We start from the raw sequence: 17,764 nt of genomic DNA, 5'->3' as shown, positions 1-17,764 counted from the left end.
CTCCATTGCACCATTCGGCGGCACGTAGGTGCAGTTCTGCACCTACAGTTGCTCGATTGCACCATTCGGTGGCATGTAGGTGCATTTCTGCACCTATCTTCACTTGTTTATTGGGAATCTCTCGCGATCATCGATATGTTCGTCGTACCTTTAACGTGGCAGGTGTTTACCTGCTAAATTGCATTACCATCGATGTTCCTCAACACAATTGGGCAATTCGGCTCCGTCATCGGTGGTCGTGTCATCGCCGGGCTTGGACTTGGTCTCTTCTATTGGTGCTTCGAACAATTTGCCCAAGGTCGTGTTTTTGGCTCCTACTCGCTGTTTCTCTCCTACGTTCAGGTTTCGGATAACGAAATGCTATGGAACCGACTACTATATGTAATCGCGTCGATCGTATTGTTGCTAGGAACAATGTACGAGTTTAACCGTCGGTATTGGCATGAGTTGACGCGCCAAGCGAGATAAATGAGGTACGATTGGTAAACCGCAGGTCTACTGTTGTTTTCTACGTAAGGGGGTAGTTCGACCGATTAGAGGTGCACAGTTGCACCTTTACTGACCGTCTGAATGGTATATCTATAACAAGAAACTAATTTCACTTGCACATTTATAACTTATCGTTATACTGTGATTGAACGACTATATAATAGTGACGAAGAACGTCCTGAATCTCCGCTAAATGCGGGGTTCGGGACTTTTTTATTTTCAGAGGAAGCGAGGGAGATTGAGTTGGGATTTGTAGAGGAGCACACCAGATGGCTGCAGCATCACCTTAAACACAGAAGCGGTGAACGTAAGGGGCGCTTAGAACGCGGACATGGGCATGGAGAGATGATGTTTCTGGAACGAGTATGGTGGCAGATATTCGGTAACTTAGATGATCTCCATCCTGAATATGAAGTGTCCGACTGGAGAGGCAGGCCCTACTTTTTGGATTTAGTTTGGATGCCAGGTGATGGGAGATGCAAGTTTGCCTTTGAGATCAAAGGCTTCGGTCCGCACGTGCAGCAGACGGATAGAATTCGCTATCGCCAAGAGTTAAACCGCGAGACATACTTACAGGTACTGGGCTTCAAGGTCATTGCGATTCCATATGACGACTTGGCCGAACAACCCGCACTTACAATTTCTCTGCTAAAAATGCTGCTTTCGCCCTATCTGTCTTCACGAGATCTGGACAACGGATATTCTCGACTGGAGCGCGATGTACTCATGCTTGCTCTTCGCAGTAACAAACCTCTTCGGCCGATCGACCTTGTAGAGGAACTGACGATTAACCGCCGCACCGCCGTCCAAGCACTGCATTCACTAACCGCCAAAGGGAGGTTTCGGGCGCTGCAGTCCACAAACGGGATTAGAGTGAAGCGATATGAGTATATTCACGCATTCTCCGATACGTGGAGATGGTAATAACATTGAATCGCAAAATGAGTAGGTGCGATATTGCACCTACTCATTTTCTGGCGAGGCGGGCTAGCCACGTAGGTGCATTTTTGCACCTACGGTCCACCCGCCACGGCGATTCAGCTCACGTAGGTGTATTTTTGCACCTACGGTTCACCCGCCACGGCGATTCAACTCACGTAGGTGCATTTTTACACCTACGGTTCACCCGCCACGGCGATTCAGCTCACGTAGGTGCTTTTTTGCACCTACGGTCCACCCGCCACGGCGATTCAGCCCACGTAGGTGCATTTTTGCACCTACGGTTCACCCGCCACGGCGATTCAACTCACGTAGGTGCATTTTTGCACCTACGGTTCACCCGCCACGGCGATTTAGCTCACGTAGGTGCATTTTTGCACCTACGGTCCACCCGCCACGGCGATTCCGCTCACGTAGGTGCATTTTTGCACCTACGGTCCACCCGCCACGGCGATTCAGCCCACGTAGGTGCATTTTTGCACCTACGGTTCACCCGCCACGGCGATTCAACTCACGTAGGTGCATTTTTGCACCTACGTTCCGCTAACCGCTCATGTTGCTTCCCAGCTGCGACTATAGTTACTTATCTCCCCGGGATCAACCGTTTGACCCAGTCGCCGAAGCCTTTCGGGTTGCGGCTTTGGATGAGGACGACACCTTCGCCGCGGAAGCGGCAGACGAGGCCCTCGCCGCTTGTTAAGCTGCCCAGCCAGCCTTTGGATGCTTTCTCGATCGTATATTGCATATAGCTTGGCCAAGCAACGAGATGGCCGTTGTCGACGACCACTTCTTCGCCTGGTCCGAGATTGATCGCATGGATCGCGCCATAAGAAGAAAGGAATACCGTGCCATGGCCAGAGATTTCAACGATGAAGAAACCTTCGCCCGACAGCAAACCGCGGCTCAAGTTCTGCATCTGCGTTTTCACTTCGATGCCGCTCGTGCCCGCGAGGAAGCCATCCTTCTGAACGAGCAGCTTATAGGAGCCGTCCAGTTCGACCGCTTGAACATCGCCCAACGATGCCGGAGCTAATAGCACCTCACCTGCGCCTCTTGCTGCATTCAGCTCTTGGAAGAAAAATTTCTCCCCGCTCAGCATCCTGCCCAAACCGCGCATAATCCCACCGTCCACTGTACCCGTAACCTCAACCGTAGGCGACATGGATACCATCGCGCCCATCTCGGCCTTCACGCTCTCGCCGCGATCTAGTTTAACCTTCAACAGCGCGAATGCGCCTTGGTACAACACGTCATACTTCATCGAAAATCCTCCAAATCACCTAAAATAGTAAAGAACGATTCATGATGAACGAGTTCTGTCTCATCTTGACAGTAGCATATGTCATACGAAAAAAGAAGCGTCCGGTTTCCGAACGCTTCTTTCTCATGAGCTATTCCATCCTGCTGCTAGGTCGCACTGCCTTCCTTGCCGCTGGATTGTTGTTTGTCTTTATTATCATTTTGGCGCTGGTCAGCACCTTTGCCTGCATCATATTGCGCGCGCTTCTGCATCATATACGCCCGCCATTTCTCGGGGTTCGTCTCACGAGCCGCCTTCAGTTCTTTGTGCAGCTGCTCAACGGACTTGCCCTCCGTCGGAATGCCGAAGTAGCGTGCTGCTTCTTTCAGACGCTCTTCGAACTTTGCTTTATGCTCTGCCTTGAAAGCCTCCCACTTCTGTGGGTTCGCTTTCTTTGCTGCTTGAATTTCTTCATACAATTGCTTGCTGTCTTTGCCTTCTGTCTTGATGTCAAAATAACGCGCCACATATTGCAGCCGCTTGAGCTGATGCTGCTCATCGTGGTGACGACCGTGGCCGTGGCCAAATGGACCGCCAGGACCTTTGTCTTCATGCTGCTGCTCTGTATGCTTTCCTGCATCTGCTTCTGGCGTCACCTGTGCGCTCGCCCAGGAAGGTGAAGCTGACAGCAGCAGCACTGCTGCGATACCGAGCGCTAGGCTCTTGGATCGAAATGTCATGTTGAACATACCTCCCGTTGTAGAATCGGGAATAGTATGGACATTATTTCCACGCGCTATGCACGCCACTGAACGACTACTCCGCCTGCTCCAATGCAGTCAACTGACGAAGCACAGCTTCTCGCGAGAAATGCTCGCCAATAAACACCGCGACATCGTTGACTTTCCCCTGCGGATTGATACGAATAAAGTCGGTTTCCTTGTAAGCATATTGGAACAAGAAGCGGCTCGCTGTCTCACTATCCCGGAAGGTCACGACCCCCTTCGCCCGATACACGTTGTCCGGCAAAGCGCGCAGAAACGCTTCGAACGCATGACTATCTACAGGACGCTCTAAAAAATGAGTCAGCGACATCACATGCGCATGCGATTCATGCACATGGTGGTGGTGGTCGTGATCGCAATCCGGTCTGCAATCATGCGAATGCGTATGTGACTCCGCGTCAGCTCCACTCTCATGTGCTGCCGCATGCACCTTGCCACCATCGCCGTTCACGATAACATCAAGCCACTGCTCATCCACCGCGCAGCGCACGGTTGCCACAATCGGTGCATAGCCATTCGTCTCGCGCATCAGCTGCTCCGCCTGCATGCGTTCGTCGCCTTCAAGTCGATCGACCTTGTTCAACAGCAGCTGCGATGCACAACAAATCTGCTCCTTCATAAGCTTGAATGTCTGACCGCCGCTGCGGCTGCGTGCAAGCAGCTCAGGACCGTCAACGACAGCAATGATCGACTTCAGCTCGATCGGCGCGTACATCGACGTTTCCGTTACACCGTCAATCATTTCGAACGGATTCGCTGCACCTGTCGCTTCAATGATGACGACGTCAGGCGCATGCTGATCGATGAGCATCTTCAGCTCAAGGCTAAGGTCACCGCGGATCGAACAGCAGATACAGCCGCCGAGCAGCTCAGCCATCGGTACATCGGACTCCACCGCGAGTCCATCTAAGTTAACGTCGCCAAGCTCGTTCATGACGACAGCCGCCTTGCGCCCCTGCGATTCATAGTGCTGAAGCAGTCTGGTCAGCAGCGTTGTTTTGCCGCTGCCCAGAAAGCCGGTTAAAATATGGACGTCAATCGTCCGTTTTGCATTTTGCATCCTAACAACCTCCTAAAAGCAATTCGCTTTCTCTTCGATGCTGCTGCCCGTAAGCAAAACGCTTGCTTCGTAAGCATTCGCTAATTCCGTTCAACCAGTACCGCACAATCGTACCAAAATCCTGCGTTTCGAGCCAGTCCTCCGACATTCCACCTCCATCTCGATGATAAAAAAAGCTGATACTAGCGATAAAACGCTTAGTACCAGCTTTCGGCCTTCAACTAACTAAACCTTGAATCGATTCACGATGCTCTCTAGTTCATTCATGATCTGAACCATTCGATCCGTCAAATCCGTCACGTTCTCGATCAAGCTGACCTGCGATTCGGTGCTGGCAAGCACCTCCTGAGCGCTTGCCGCACTCTCCTCCGCCATCGCTGAGCTCGTCTGAATGAACGATGCGATCGTCTGCTTACTGGCCATCAGTTGATCCATCGACGCTGCGATCTGGCTGATGGCACCATTCATCTTGGCGAACGTCTCCCGTAGCGCAAGGAACATGCTCGACGTAACATGAACGGCTTGCTCTTGACGCTGAACGATGTCTGTTGTCGCTTGCATCGATTGAACCGTCTGCTGGGCGGAGTGCTGCACCGCGCCGAGCAGCTCCTGAATACGACTGGCCGACACATTCGACTGATCTGCCAGCTTACGAATTTCCGCAGCGACAACTGCAAATCCTCTGCCCTGCTCACCAGCACGCGAAGCCTCAATGGAGGCGTTCAACGCAAGCAAGTTCGTCTGCGAGGAAATCCCGGCAATCGTGCCTGCCATATCACCGATAGCATCAATATCGCTCTTCAGCTGTGTAAGACTGCCCATGACGTCGTTCGACATCTCAACCGTCCGCTGCATCGATGCTGACAGGATAGCAACGGCCTCATTCCCCTGCTCCTGCTTCTCCTGCAGCGTCTGGTTGTAGGCGTGAAGCTGGCTCGCATTATGCTTCGTCTCATCAATCGCGTCCGTCAGCTGCATGACCGCTTCAACGCCGTGCTCCATGTCCTGTGCTTGCGTCGCTGATGCACTCGCCATCTCTTGAACTGCCATTCGGATCTCGCGAGAGATCGCGACAGTCTGATCGGAATGCGATTTAATCGACTCGGTATCCGCCTTGCTCGCCGCAGTCGCACGCTTCACGTCTTTGACAATCACATGAATCTGGTCAAAGAAGCGGTTCGCCGCATTGGACACTTCGCCGATCTCATCCTTGTAGCCGGCAGGCAGGCGATGCGTTAAATCTGCATCCCCTTCGCTAATGGCCGTCATGGACTGTTGAAGCAGCTTGATCCGGCGCGTCTGGCGGCTGACGATGAAGAAGACTACCGCGATCGAAAGCGCCAATCCTGCCACCGCACAACCGATAGTCAGGTTTCGAATTTCATCCAACACTTTTGTCGTGATCGCCATAACAAAATAATGGCCATCTGACAACGACGAAACATAGAAGTCGGCGCGTTGTCCATGGAAGTCTGAGGAGACATAAGCGGTTTCCTTCGCCTGCAGTCCCTTCGCCACTTCAAGCAGCTCGCCATTCAATGTCGTGGTCGCCTCCTCGCTTGAGTAGAGCAGCTTACCTTCCTGGTCCGCCATCGCCGAGAATACAATATCGTCGCCGAGGCCCTCTTTGATTTGATTAATTAGAGGCTGCGCGCCAATCGTCGATTCCAGCTCCATCAATCGAGCACCATCACGGCCAACCTGTACGATATGCTTGGAGGCCCAGCCGGATACTCCGACGAACTTATAGACCTTCGTATCGACCGTTCTTACTTGCGCCGGCTGCGCTACACGATCCCGCTTCCCATTGATCAGATCCATGAACTCGTAGGCTTGCGCCTTCGGATCGGTTCCGAAATTGAAGTCGATATTCTGCCCAAGGTTCGTAACTGTCACTTGGCCCTTGCTATCCGTTACCCAGAACTCATCAATACCCGACCGCTTCGACAGCTCGACAGCCGTCTGGTAGGTCAGCAGCCCCTTCTCGACGAGGTATGAAACGAGTGTGGCTTGACCATACATTTCGGTTTCCATCACGTTCTCCGTCGTTTCTCTTGCAATTAAAGCGTTCTCAAGTCCGATCGCAGCAAGCTTCGCTGTGGTGCGGCCTTTCTCTTGGATGCTGTCCGCTGCCAGCTGGTAGACAACGACTGACAGCGCAACAATCGTCGCCATGACGACAACGATTACCGGCCAAATGATTTTGTACTTGATCGATTTCGAGATGAGCAAGTGAGCAGCCTCCTGTTGTGTGAGCCTCTAGTTATTTTATGAATTTATGGTAATCGGTAGGTGCGAACCTAGCAAGGATGCGCATTTCTATTTATTCCATATATTAGTTTAAAATTCGACAATTATAAATTGGAAATTTAAATTTTTAAACCAAAAATATATTATCCTCCATGATAGAAAGGCTATCGCCATTTGATTTCATACGCCTATGTTGGAATATTTTTTCTATAAAATATAGATTCGCTCATAACGTAAAAAAACCAGACCCCTCGGGAGGGTCCGGCTTTCTACTATTCTTCTACATGTGTAATGTTGAATTAAGAAATCGACGCGCTGAGCAGCGCCGCTTCCTTCTCTCTTACGAGCGGGATAACCTTCTCGCCGAATGCGCGAATATCTTCTTCATAATGAAGGAAACCTGTCAGCACTAGATCGACCCCGATTGCCTTCAAAGCAATAATGCGATCCGCTACCTGCTCCGCCGTGCCAATCAGCCCGGTTTTGAACCCATCGTTATATTGGACGAGGTCCTCGAAGTTCGAGTTCGCCCACATCCCTTCCTTCTCCGGCGATGCTTTGCCAGCGAACTGTACTTGGCTGCGGAAGCCATCTACCGCTTCTGGGTCTGCATAATGAATGATGTCGCGCAGCACCTGGCGGGCTTCCTCCTCCGTATCACGCACAATAACGAATGCATTCACCGCAAACTTCAGCTCGCGATTGTTGGCAGCAGCCAGTTTCTTCACATCCTCAATCTGCTCTCGGAAGCCATCGATCGTATTGCCGTTCATGAAATACCAATCCGATACTCTAGCAGCCATCTCCCTTGCCGCCGCCGAATTTCCCCCTTGGAAAACGGGTGGTGTGACATGCGGCTTCGGTTTATGCGGGGCTCCGTTCAATCGATAGAAGTCTCCACGGAAGTGACTCTCTTCCTCCGTCCACAGCTGCTTCAGCACCTGAATGAACTCCTCCGATCGACGATACCGCTCATTGTGATCGAGCCACGGCTCGCCAAAGCCGTGAAACTCACCCTTGAACCAACCGCTTACAATATTAATCGCAGCACGACCACGGCTGATCTGGTCGAGTGTCGTGATCGCTTTGGCAATCGTGCCCGGATGCCACAGACCCGGTAGTACCGCAGCGATCAAGTTCAGCTTTTCCGTGACAGCTGCTAATCCAGCAGCAAGCGTGATCGCTTCAAGCTGATTTTCGGCGCCATAGCTCGCAATGAACCGCGTCTGCAGCAATGCATATTCGAAGCCCGCTTCCTCTGCAGTTTTCGCGTACCTTACATTATCCTCATACGACCAGCCCGTACGCTGCGGGATTTTCGAGATTACAAGTCCGCCGCTGACGTTAGGCACCCAGTAAGCAAATTTCAAAGCCATCCCATTCACTCCCATTCCTTGTTATTGTGCAGATACCGCAGACTTGTCTTTGACGACATGCTCAGGAAGCTTGTTGTTCGCGATCATCTCGCCGAACGGGCTGATAAACGAACGATCCGACTCGCCAAAGCGAGGACCATATCCCAGCTTAGGGAACAGAAGCTCAGCGACGCGGTACGATTCTTCCAGATGCGGATAGCCGGACAAAATAAACGTCTCGATTCCCAGCTGCTCATACTCACGAATTCGAGCTGCTACTTGATCCGGATCGCCAACGAGTGCGGTTCCTGCCCCGCCACGAACGAGGCCAACACCGGCCCACAGATTCGGACTAATCTCTAGTCTCGATCGATCACCGTTATGCAGCTCAGACATTCTCCGTTGTCCGACCGAATCCATTCGCGCCATAATTTGTTGAGCAGAAGCGATTGTCGCCTCATCCAGATGCGCGATCAATTCCTCGGCGGCCTGCCAAGCTTCCGCTTCTGTTGGACGAACAATGACGTGCATCCGAATGCCGAAGCGAAGCGTCCGGCCCGTCTTCGCCGCTGCCTCGCGCATTTGTTTGATTTTGCGCTCCACCTGCGCCGGCGGCTCGCCCCATGTCAAGTACACATCCACATGATCGGCGGCTACCTGCATCGCTGCCTCTGAAGAGCCACCAAAGTACAATGGAGGATAAGGCTTTTGCAGCGGCGGGTACAGTACTTCTCCACCATTCACCTTCAAGTAATCACCTTCGAAATCAACCGACTCGCCAGCTAGTTCCTTCCGCCATACCGTAAGGAATTCATCCGTCAATGCATAACGGTCGTCATGCGATAGGAACAAGCCGTCGCCTTCCAGCTCGACCGGGTCGCCGCCTGCAACAACATTGATCAACAGCCGACCCTTTGAGAAACGATCGAGTGTCGCACTCATACGCGCCGCGGTTGTCGGCTGCATAAGACCTGGACGTACGGCCACGAGAAACTTCAGCTTCTCTGTCACGGATACAAGTGTCGATGCGACGATCCAAGCGTCCTCGCAAGATTTGCCCGTTGGAAGCAGCACGCCTTCGAAGCCAAGCTCATCGACTGCCTGTGCAATTTGCTTGCAATATTGGAACGTAACCGCCCTTGCCCCTTCGGTCGTCCCGAGATGGCGGCCATCGCCGTGTGTTGGAATAAACCAGAATAATTGCATTGCAATTCCTCCTTAATGAATGATTGCTCCTAACGTTAACGCGACTTCACGCCGCCTTTGCTCTTCGCTCGCAGCAGTTCCCAGATCGGGTCAACAAGCGACGCTTTGTCGTACCGGTTGTAATGATTAGCCAGCCCTCGGATCGGGTCGCCGGCATAGAAACGCTCGTACAGCTGATGCCTTGCTCCGAGTGAACTGCCGATGAGATCCCATGCCAGCTTGAACAGCGCGACCTTCTTCTCTGCACTAACGTTTGCGCCTTCGAAATACTGGTGCATGAGCCCCGATATCGGTCCGTAGAAGTCCTCGATGCCCGATGGCGTCTGGACGAACCCGCCAGCCCCAACCTGCTGCAAAATCTCAATCGCACGCGGATAATACTTCGTCCCGAGGTTGCGTGCCGTCTCGACATACTGCAGGTTCGGAACAAGAACGCCCGCTGCATCGTGAGTCGCAGTCGACTCCGAAGCGATAATGAGCGACTTGATGACATCGATTTGCGTAATAAGCTCGCCCAGCTTCTCCTGAATGTGCAAAAACCCGGTGACGCCGATTGATTCCGCAACAGCGAACGCTACGCCCGTAATAAACTCCAGCTTCGCGACGAACCGAACGACGTTCTGATGGAATGCAAGCCCATTCGCCGTCTGATTAGCCCTTAGCGCGAGCACCTTCTCTGGATCCCCGTACAAGAGCACCCGCTCCCAAGGGATAAGCACGTCATCGAAGAACAACACCGCGTCCATCTCGTCGTAGCGGCTGCTCAGCGGATGGTTCTGCTCATGCTGATCGGCGAACGACTCCCGACACACGATATGAAGACCTTTCGAGTTAGCCGGAACGATCAGCACATGTGCGTGCTTCTGCTGCTGTGACTGGAACTGAAGGAAAGAGAAGATGACGAAATCATGCGTGTATGGCGCACCGGTCGCAATCATTTTGGCACCACGAACGACGATGCCTTCCGATGTTTCCTTCACAACATGCAGAAACCGCTCAGCGATTCGCTTATCATCAAGCCCGTTAGACCGATCGATCTGAGGGTCGATAATGGCTGTCGTCAGAAACAGATCATGATCTCTCGCCTGCTCGTAATAGGACGTGATCTTATCCTTGAAGCTTGGGTCCAGCGCAGACAGCTCGTGCCTTGCCGCATACCAGCCTGTCACCAATGAGCGTGCGTAGTCGGACAGCCGGCTCATCATGCCATTCGTTTCGGACGACCAGACCGAGAACGACTCGCTGCGCTTCGCCAGCTCCTGTGCAGAGTAGGGCACGAGAAACGAGCTGTGTGCGTATCGGCCCGTTTCAGGAACGAGAAATCCAACCTTCTCTCTATGAAGCGGATCGTCCAGCATATTGAACAGCGACTTGATTGTGCTTAAGGTGCCGCGAAATGCATGATGCTCGGCGATGCCGTGAATTTGCTTGCCTTCCAGCCAGATGCTTCTTCCATCATCCAAGCTTGCAATAAGCTTTTCTCCTCGCAAAACAATCAGCCTCCTTGTATTTTTTATTAATCCGATTGATAATGTCGGTTTTATCCATTATGATGCTAATATCCAAAATATATCAATCAGCAGCGTCCGCCGTTTCGACGGTTATCCGACGGTATCCGAACATATGTCGGATTCATGATAGATAATCCACATCGATTCACGATGTGAGGCGCAGCAGGTTACACCACTCGTGTCGGATAACCAACATATCTTTCTATTTTGTAGGATACGAGGTGAAGGGTTAATGGGAGAGAAAAGAAGCCTGGATCGGAGAATTGCACGTACACGCGTGATGATTTTCGATGCCTTATTGGCGATCATGCAGAAGCAATCGTATGCCGAAATTAGCATTGTCGACATTGCAGATAAAGCAAATATCAACCGGTCCACCTTCTATGCGCATTTCGTGGATAAAGAGGATTTACTGGAGCAAATGATCACACACAACCTAGAGCTGCTGAAGGAATCCATAAGAGGAGCAGAGTCATACAATCTATCAGAATCGGCCGTCAACGAGCCCGACCCGATCTACCTCGCATTGTTCCAGCATGCATTCGAGTACAGCTTGTTCTATCGCGTCATGCTGCTGCAAACGACCGAGGGCGGCTTCCGCCAGAAGCTTCAGGAAGCGCTGCGCAGCAGCTTCTTCCAACGGCTGACGAAGCTCGGACTGGAGCAGAAGCTGCATGTCCCGCAGGAGCTGCTGCTGGACTATGTAAGTCTGTCATCCTGTGGCGTGCTGGAGCGATGGCTCGACGGCCATCAGGTTTACTCGCCTCACCATATGGCGCTTCAGCTTACGCGAGTGGCCTCGATGGGGATCTATCGATCGATGGGAATCCATGCATAAATGAAGTTAGATGCTGCCAATGACAAAAGGACAGTAGAGAGGTTCATCGGAGCCGGTGTTAAGGCCAAAAAATGCTTTCTCCCTCGTTTTGTGTGATAATACGGATGTAACCAATTACCTATCACATCTGCGGGAGGGTTATCATCTTGTCAACACTAGCAACTTTCGTCCTAATCATTATGATTCTATTGCTGCTGCCTCCGCTCATCTTTTTCACCTACATGTACATGCTCTCCAAGAAGCCCAAACACTCCATTATTCGCGCGCACCCCTTCCTCGGTTGGCTGCGATACTTGCTCGAGAAGTTAGGGCCTGAGTTCCGGCAATACTGGTTCGATAACGATACAGATGGGCGGCCATTCTCTCGCAACGACTTTGTCGGACTCGTCTTTGCCGCCAAATATCGGACGGACCTGATCTCCTTTGGCGGCAAGCGCGATTACGAGAAGCCCGGCTACTATCTGTCGAACGCTATGTTCCCTAAGCTGACAGGCGAGCTTCGTGTCGATAACAGCAATACAGTTCCAGCGAAGAAGTACATCATCAAGAGCGAAGGCGTCTTTACGCGCAAGGAAAAATTAATCGACGATCATGTCCGGCAATGGCTGCTGACCGATGAGGATGCGATCATCGTTGGTCAGCATCGCAGACAGCCGTGGCGGCTCAAAGGAATGTTCGGCGCCTCCGCCACCTCCTACGGCGCTGTTGGCGAGAACTACATACAATCCACGGGCAGTGGCGCTCGCATGGCTGGCGGCTCGTGGATTAATACAGGGGAAGGCGGCGTAGCCGATATCCATCTGGAATCAGGTGCGGACATCGTTGCACAGATCGGGCCCGGCATGTTCGGCTACCGCGATGATGCAGGCAACTTCTCCATCGAAGAGTTCAAGGAGAAAGCTTCGCAAGAAGCAATTAAAGCATTCGAGCTGAAATTCCACCAAGGAGCCAAGATCCGTGGCGGACACCTTGAAGGCTCGAAGGTGAATGAGAAAATTGCTGCCGCTCGTAGAGTACCGGTCGGTAAGACGGTTAACTCGCCGAACCGATTCGAATCCCTTACCAACCCAGAGGAAGCGCTTCGCTTCATCAGCGAACTGCAAGAGGCTGGCGGCAAACCGGTCGGCATCAAAATCGTAGTTGGCGATCCACAGCGCCTCGAGCCGCTGTTCCGCACGATGATTGAGCTGGATATTTTCCCAGATTTCATTACGGTTGACGGCTCGGAGGGCGGCTCAGGCGCTACGTTCAAAGCAATGGCGGATAGCATGGGGCTTCCGCTCTATGCCGCGCTGATTATTCTGGATGATACCGCTCGTCGATTCGGCGTTCGCGATCGGTTCCGTATCTTCGCTTCCGGCAAACTGATCACACCCGATAAAGTAGCCATTGCAATGGCACTAGGCGCTGACTGCGTCAATTCAGCACGCGGCTTCATGATGGCGAACGGCTGCATTATGGCGTTGCAATGCCATACCGGCAAATGTCCAACTGGCATTACAACGACAGATTCCAAGTACCAAGAAGCGCTCGCTCCAGAGGAGAAACAGTGGCGCGTCATGAATTACATCATTCAGCTGCGCGAAGGCCTGTTCGCCCTCTCGGCAGCATGCGGACTCACAACCCCACGTGAACTGCGTCGCGAGCATGTCGTCTTCACGAGTGAGAGCGGCCAAACTATACGTATCGCAGAGATGTTCCCTTATCCAGAGAAGATGCAATCCAACCGTTGAACGTCAACTTGTCCCCCCTATATAATGGCGATACGCCAGCTAAGGGGGGGATGAGTTCCTATGATGGAACGATTAACGAATCTGGAGCAGCGCCTCACGGAGCAGCATCATAAGGACTTATTTCTGCACACGAAGCATACGATCCGAGCTATTGATGATCTTGCCGAGCAGCACCGGCTGCTGACCGCCGCTCATGCGATCAACGGCTACAAGATTATCGGCAGCGAAGAGGTGCTGTTCTACGATACGCTCGCGCAAGCGAAGGAGCAGATCGTGCTGACGCTGGAGAAGACATTGGATGATCTAGAGCACAAAGGGGACAAAAATTACGATAGAAACTTTGCAGATGGTGTGGAATAACACGGAGGAACTGGTGCCGGAGACGGCATCAGTTTTTTTATTTTAGGAATGGATCGCCCTTCTGATGATCTTGTCCATGTCCATTGCAAGCTTCGTTTCATATATTAAAAGAAACCCAAAAAGCTTCCCAAGGATCCTAACCGATCCAAAGGGAAGCTCTCTGGTGTTAACGATTAGCCCAATCTCTCAATAAGAAGCGATGCGCTAGTGACAGGCGTTCCGCCACCAATGCTTGCTTGCAATGTCTGAGCACCCATGTTGTCGATGCGGTTAAGTGTAAGCGTTCCTCCAGCAGTCAACAATGCAACCACTTGGCCCGGATAAGGTTGGTTACCCGCACCTGCTCCGTAGTTGCTGCAAGGAACGAGTGTCGGCAGGGTCGGACCCGCTCCGTCCGGATCGAAGAACAAGCCGAACGCAGAGTTACCAGCGGTAGGGAACACTTCCCAAGTGATTCGATAAAATCCCGTCGTCAGGATGTTAACGGTAGAAGGAGCTGTAAAGGAAACGTCTGTAGAATTAATCAAAGTGTTGTTGAATGTAACAGCTCCGCCTTGAGCACCCGGAGTGGCCGCAGCTTCAACCGTCTGGTCGACCGAGCTGCACAGGAATGCAAAACTAGCTGGAGCAGTGGGACCAGTAGGACCAGTGGGACCTTGCGGTCCAGTTGCACCAGCTGCACCGGTGGGACCTTGCGGTCCAGTTGCACCAGCTGCACCGGCAGGTCCTTGAGCGCCTGTTGCGCCCGTTAATCCTTGAGGTCCTTGAATCCCTTGAAGCCCTTGGGGCCCTTGCGGTCCTTGTGGTCCTTGCGGTCCGGGAGGTCCCGGAGGTCCTGGTAATCTACCCATCTGTTACGTGCACGCTCCTTGTTTATATAATCGCACTGGGCTAAGTATCCGAAATGAGGCTGCCCGTTCATACCTTATTCCAATCGAATCTGTTGCGTTCCAATTAGGGGAACGTTTTTTTGCATGGAGTTGTATTGTTGTCCACGCGGGTAAGAGGGGACTTACATACTTTGATCTTATGAAACTTGCAATTTTTAACGGAGGCAGGCGGTGACTATCAAAAACAGGTTCGTAGGAATCCTTGTCGCTAATCGGACACAACGAAAACAAGTGCTTAGCCAATATCTGACGCACGACGCAACAGGAGTGAAGCTGATATCCTTCACCCCGTCCTCTATCGATTGGAAACACCGGACAGTGGTCGGTTTGCATCGTGTCAAAGGCAAGTGGTCTATCGACCGATTCCCTTTCCCCGAAGTCGTGTATAACCGCTGTTACGGTTCGGATCCTCAACTACTTGAAAGACTGAAGGCTGTAATCGGAGGCAACCACTGCTTTAACCATATTAATCAACTAAACAAGCTGGACATTTATAACAAGCTAACGAGATGGCTAGCGCCTAATTTGCCAGAGACACTTCCTTATGAGGAAGCGGACGTGATAAAGATGCTAGAGCGCCATAAGGAGATTTATTTTAAACCCCTCTTTGGTTCTATGGGCAGAGGGGTGTATCGAGCGGAGATGAATCCCTCAGGAGATGTCCGCGTGGGCCAGCACTATTTTGCGCCTAAGACAGTGACCAATGACCATTTATTTTTCCAGGAGCATATGAAGAAGCTAGTCTCCTCCACCCCATATATTGTTCAAAAAGGAATCCCGATTCGTCAGATCGACGGGCATGTCTTCGATATTCGTTCCCTTGTTCAAAAGAACGATCAGGGGCTGTGGTCTGTCACTAACCTCGTAAGTCGAATCGCCTACAAAGGCAGCTTTAATACGAGCATCTTCGACAAAACCTGCTTGTCGGAGGAAATACTTAAGAAGCTGTATCCGCCCCACAAAGTTCAAGACATCATGACTTCCATCTATGATGTCAGCCTTAGAACGGCTGAGATCATCGACTTGGAAACCGATTATCATTTAGGCGAATTCAGCGTCGACGTAGCGTTGGACAACGACGCGCATCCATGGATAATCGAGTTGAACGGCCAGCCTCAGAAATCGCTGTACCGAGGTATTCCCAACCGATCCGTTGTATATAATCGCCCTATTCAATATGCGAAGTACTTGTGTGAGAAGGGCTCTTAGTGATGATCAGTATATGGATAAAAGATTGAATGTGTGACATTTGACGTCTGCTGTTTTATTTTCAACAAAACCAAGGACCCAGGAAAGGGGTTCTAAGGTCTTGTTAATTAATTGAATAAAATGTCCTCAAGCCTGCATTTTGTTGCAGGCTTTTTAATTCATAGGAAATTTGTCATGAATCATTTTTCCAACTGTTAGGAGGAATTGTGCAAATTATGTCGAAAACATAGAAATTAGATTTCCTATTTCGACATATATAACCATTTGGGAGAGAAACAAAATGTCTTCATTCATCACGAAGTTTATCCGACAGAAGCAGTCCGTCCGAATGATGTCCGCCGTCGTCATAACGGCCGCGGTCATATCCGCTTCCGTCCCATCACCCGCACAGGCCGCTGCTCAGTCAGCCGCCGCAACCTCTAACGCTTCCATCGTCAATCCACTGCAAGTGTATTCCTACACCCAGATGAGTGCTGATTTGCAGGCGCTTGCCACACGGTATCCTCAGCTAATTACACTTGGATCTGCAGGCAAAAGCGAATATGGCCGCACGCTGTGGATGGCAGATATCGGTCATGGGCCGGCTGTTATTTTGCTCAATGGCGCCCATCATGCGCGCGAATGGATCACGACCACTACGTTAATGAAGCTGCTTGAAGAGATGGCTGTTCAATACGAGAAGAATAGTACGGTATCCGGCGGCCTTCGCGCCCACGATCTGCTTGACCGCGTCACATTCCGCATCGTCCCAATGGTTAATCCCGACGGCGTAACGCTTCAGCAATATGGATTGAGCGCCTTCCCGGAAGCCTACCATGCAGGACTTATCTACATGAATAACGGCAGCCGCAACTTTAAGCGCTGGAAAGCGAACGCCCGCGGCGTCGACCTGAACCGTCAATATCCAGCTGACTGGGGCGGAATCGTAAACGCTGGCACCAAGCCGTCTTATATGAACTTTAAAGGCACCAAGCCGCTGCAGGCAAAGGAAGCGCTGGCGATGTATAATCTCGCGCTGGCCACTAAGCCTGAAATTTCGCTCGCTTACCACACTTCCGGCGAAATTTTATACTGGCATTTCCATACCGACTCGGCGAACTACAGCCGTGATTACGGCTTTGCTTCCGCCTATGCGAAGTTAACGGGCTATTCGCTCGTAGCGCCGAAGTCCAATCCGTCCGGCGGCGGGTTCACCGACTGGTTCATCCAGCAGTTCGGAAGACCCGCACTGACCCCAGAGCTCGGACGAGCCGTCGGATCGACGAACGTCCCACTGTCGGAATGGAACCGAATCTGGCAGCAGCACAAGAACACGGTATGGATGATCGCCGAGGAAGGCTATGACTTATGGCTGAAGCGGCAAACGGCTGCCCAATCGACCAAAGACATTCGACTGCTCGCCGCCGAAAAAGGTTACCAATACCCTGAGCTCCGTTCAAAAGCTATGGAAACGTTGTACGAAGGCCGCTACAAAACGCTGCGCCAGAAAGGCGATTGGCTGGAAATTGCCACGCCAAACGGTCAGCGCTGGATCTCTTCCCGTTCGGTCATTCAGGGACCATTCGAACAGCCAGTCAACTTGAACGTCAGCTTGACGAACACTTCCATCTATTATGCAACGCCGATCACAACGAAGCCTTCCACTGCCAAGCTTAAAGCGCAAACGGCCGTCGTCCGCGAACGCTGGAACGGCTGGCTCTTCGTTGCAGCGTCAGAGGGTCCGATCTGGATCCGAGAGACTGACCTCCCGGAAGGCGCTCTAAAGACGACTCCTGAAGAGGAGCCCGTGCTGGAAGAAACAACGATTCCTGAGGAGGAACCAATGACGGACGAAACGACGACTACCACGGAGGAAGAAACGAAACCTACGGTGCAATGGCAGCTCCATTGAGCCAAGCT

General features: G+C 51.9%; 15 protein-coding genes. 7 read left to right on the top strand and 8 right to left on the bottom strand.

The genetic code is table 11. From position 1 onward, the window contains the following. The first annotated feature begins 192 nt into the window (after positions 1–192). Positions 193–468: a hypothetical protein gene (locus DFQ01_RS23715; protein ID WP_110046391.1), complete on the top strand. Its 276-nt coding sequence runs from the start codon at positions 193–195 to the stop codon at positions 466–468. Positions 469–933: 465 nt separating this feature from the next. Next, positions 934–1,413 carry a hypothetical protein gene (locus tag DFQ01_RS23710; protein ID WP_245946849.1) on the top strand — a complete coding sequence of 160 codons (480 nt, stop codon included), beginning with the start codon at positions 934–936 and terminating at the stop codon, positions 1,411–1,413. Positions 1,414–2,011: 598 nt separating this feature from the next. Here DFQ01_RS23710 and DFQ01_RS23705 read toward each other — a convergent pair. The 7 genes from DFQ01_RS23705 to DFQ01_RS23675 form a co-directional block, all read right to left on the bottom strand. Continuing rightward, entirely contained in the window at positions 2,012–2,689 is a 678-nt protein-coding gene (locus DFQ01_RS23705; RefSeq protein WP_110046389.1) for a TIGR00266 family protein, read from the bottom strand. A gap of 146 nt (positions 2,690–2,835) precedes the next feature. Beyond that, entirely contained in the window at positions 2,836–3,408 is a 573-nt protein-coding gene (locus DFQ01_RS23700) for a hypothetical protein (RefSeq protein WP_110046388.1), read from the bottom strand. 76 nt (positions 3,409–3,484) lie between these two features. Continuing rightward, on the bottom strand, positions 3,485–4,513 hold the full coding sequence (locus DFQ01_RS23695; protein ID WP_110046387.1) for a CobW family GTP-binding protein: 1,029 nt from the start codon (positions 4,511–4,513) through the stop codon (positions 3,485–3,487). A 225-nt stretch (positions 4,514–4,738) separates the two neighbouring features. After that, positions 4,739–6,745 (bottom strand): methyl-accepting chemotaxis protein, encoded by a 2,007-nt coding sequence (locus tag DFQ01_RS23690; RefSeq protein ID WP_110046386.1) that lies wholly within the window; start codon positions 6,743–6,745, stop codon positions 4,739–4,741. A 317-nt stretch (positions 6,746–7,062) separates the two neighbouring features. After that, a complete protein-coding gene (sfnG, locus tag DFQ01_RS23685) occupies positions 7,063–8,139 on the bottom strand; it encodes a dimethylsulfone monooxygenase SfnG (RefSeq protein WP_110046385.1) in 1,077 nt (358 codons plus the stop codon). A gap of 21 nt (positions 8,140–8,160) precedes the next feature. Next, complete coding sequence (gene ssuD, locus DFQ01_RS23680) at positions 8,161–9,324, bottom strand: FMNH2-dependent alkanesulfonate monooxygenase (protein WP_110046384.1); 1,164 nt, start codon at positions 9,322–9,324, stop codon at positions 8,161–8,163. 35 nt (positions 9,325–9,359) lie between these two features. Next, on the bottom strand, positions 9,360–10,814 hold the full coding sequence (locus DFQ01_RS23675; RefSeq protein ID WP_110046383.1) for a 4-hydroxyphenylacetate 3-hydroxylase family protein: 1,455 nt from the start codon (positions 10,812–10,814) through the stop codon (positions 9,360–9,362). A 253-nt stretch (positions 10,815–11,067) separates the two neighbouring features. On the opposite strand from DFQ01_RS23675, the gene DFQ01_RS23670 reads away from it, so the two are divergent. The 3 genes from DFQ01_RS23670 (at position 11,068) to DFQ01_RS23660 (ending at position 13,766) form a co-directional block, all read left to right on the top strand. Further along, the gene (locus DFQ01_RS23670) at positions 11,068–11,673 is read left to right on the top strand and encodes a TetR/AcrR family transcriptional regulator (RefSeq protein ID WP_110046382.1); all 606 of its coding nucleotides are present in this window, start codon (positions 11,068–11,070) and stop codon (positions 11,671–11,673) included. A 179-nt stretch (positions 11,674–11,852) separates the two neighbouring features. Next, a complete protein-coding gene (locus DFQ01_RS23665; RefSeq protein WP_174812943.1) occupies positions 11,853–13,406 on the top strand; it encodes an FMN-binding glutamate synthase family protein in 1,554 nt (517 codons plus the stop codon). Between the two features lie 60 nt (positions 13,407–13,466). Beyond that, a complete protein-coding gene (locus tag DFQ01_RS23660) occupies positions 13,467–13,766 on the top strand; it encodes a hypothetical protein (RefSeq protein WP_110046380.1) in 300 nt (99 codons plus the stop codon). A 173-nt stretch (positions 13,767–13,939) separates the two neighbouring features. On the opposite strand, the gene DFQ01_RS23655 is transcribed toward DFQ01_RS23660, so the two are convergent. Next, positions 13,940–14,617, bottom strand: a complete 678-nt coding sequence (locus tag DFQ01_RS23655; RefSeq protein WP_110046379.1) for a hypothetical protein — start codon at positions 14,615–14,617, stop codon at positions 13,940–13,942. A gap of 210 nt (positions 14,618–14,827) precedes the next feature. Here DFQ01_RS23655 and DFQ01_RS23650 point away from each other — a divergent pair, with 210 nt between their 5' ends. Next, positions 14,828–15,865 carry a YheC/YheD family endospore coat-associated protein gene (locus tag DFQ01_RS23650; RefSeq protein ID WP_110046378.1) on the top strand — a complete coding sequence of 346 codons (1,038 nt, stop codon included), beginning with the start codon at positions 14,828–14,830 and terminating at the stop codon, positions 15,863–15,865. A gap of 280 nt (positions 15,866–16,145) precedes the next feature. Beyond that, complete coding sequence (locus tag DFQ01_RS23645) at positions 16,146–17,756, top strand: M14 family metallopeptidase (protein WP_245946848.1); 1,611 nt, start codon at positions 16,146–16,148, stop codon at positions 17,754–17,756. Positions 17,757–17,764 lie beyond the last annotated feature (8 nt).

Origin of the sequence: Paenibacillus cellulosilyticus (assembly GCF_003182255.1) — a bacterium.
GTDB lineage: Bacteria > Bacillota > Bacilli > Paenibacillales > Paenibacillaceae > Paenibacillus_T > Paenibacillus_T cellulosilyticus.
This window is presented reverse-complemented; position numbering and strand designations above follow the sequence as displayed.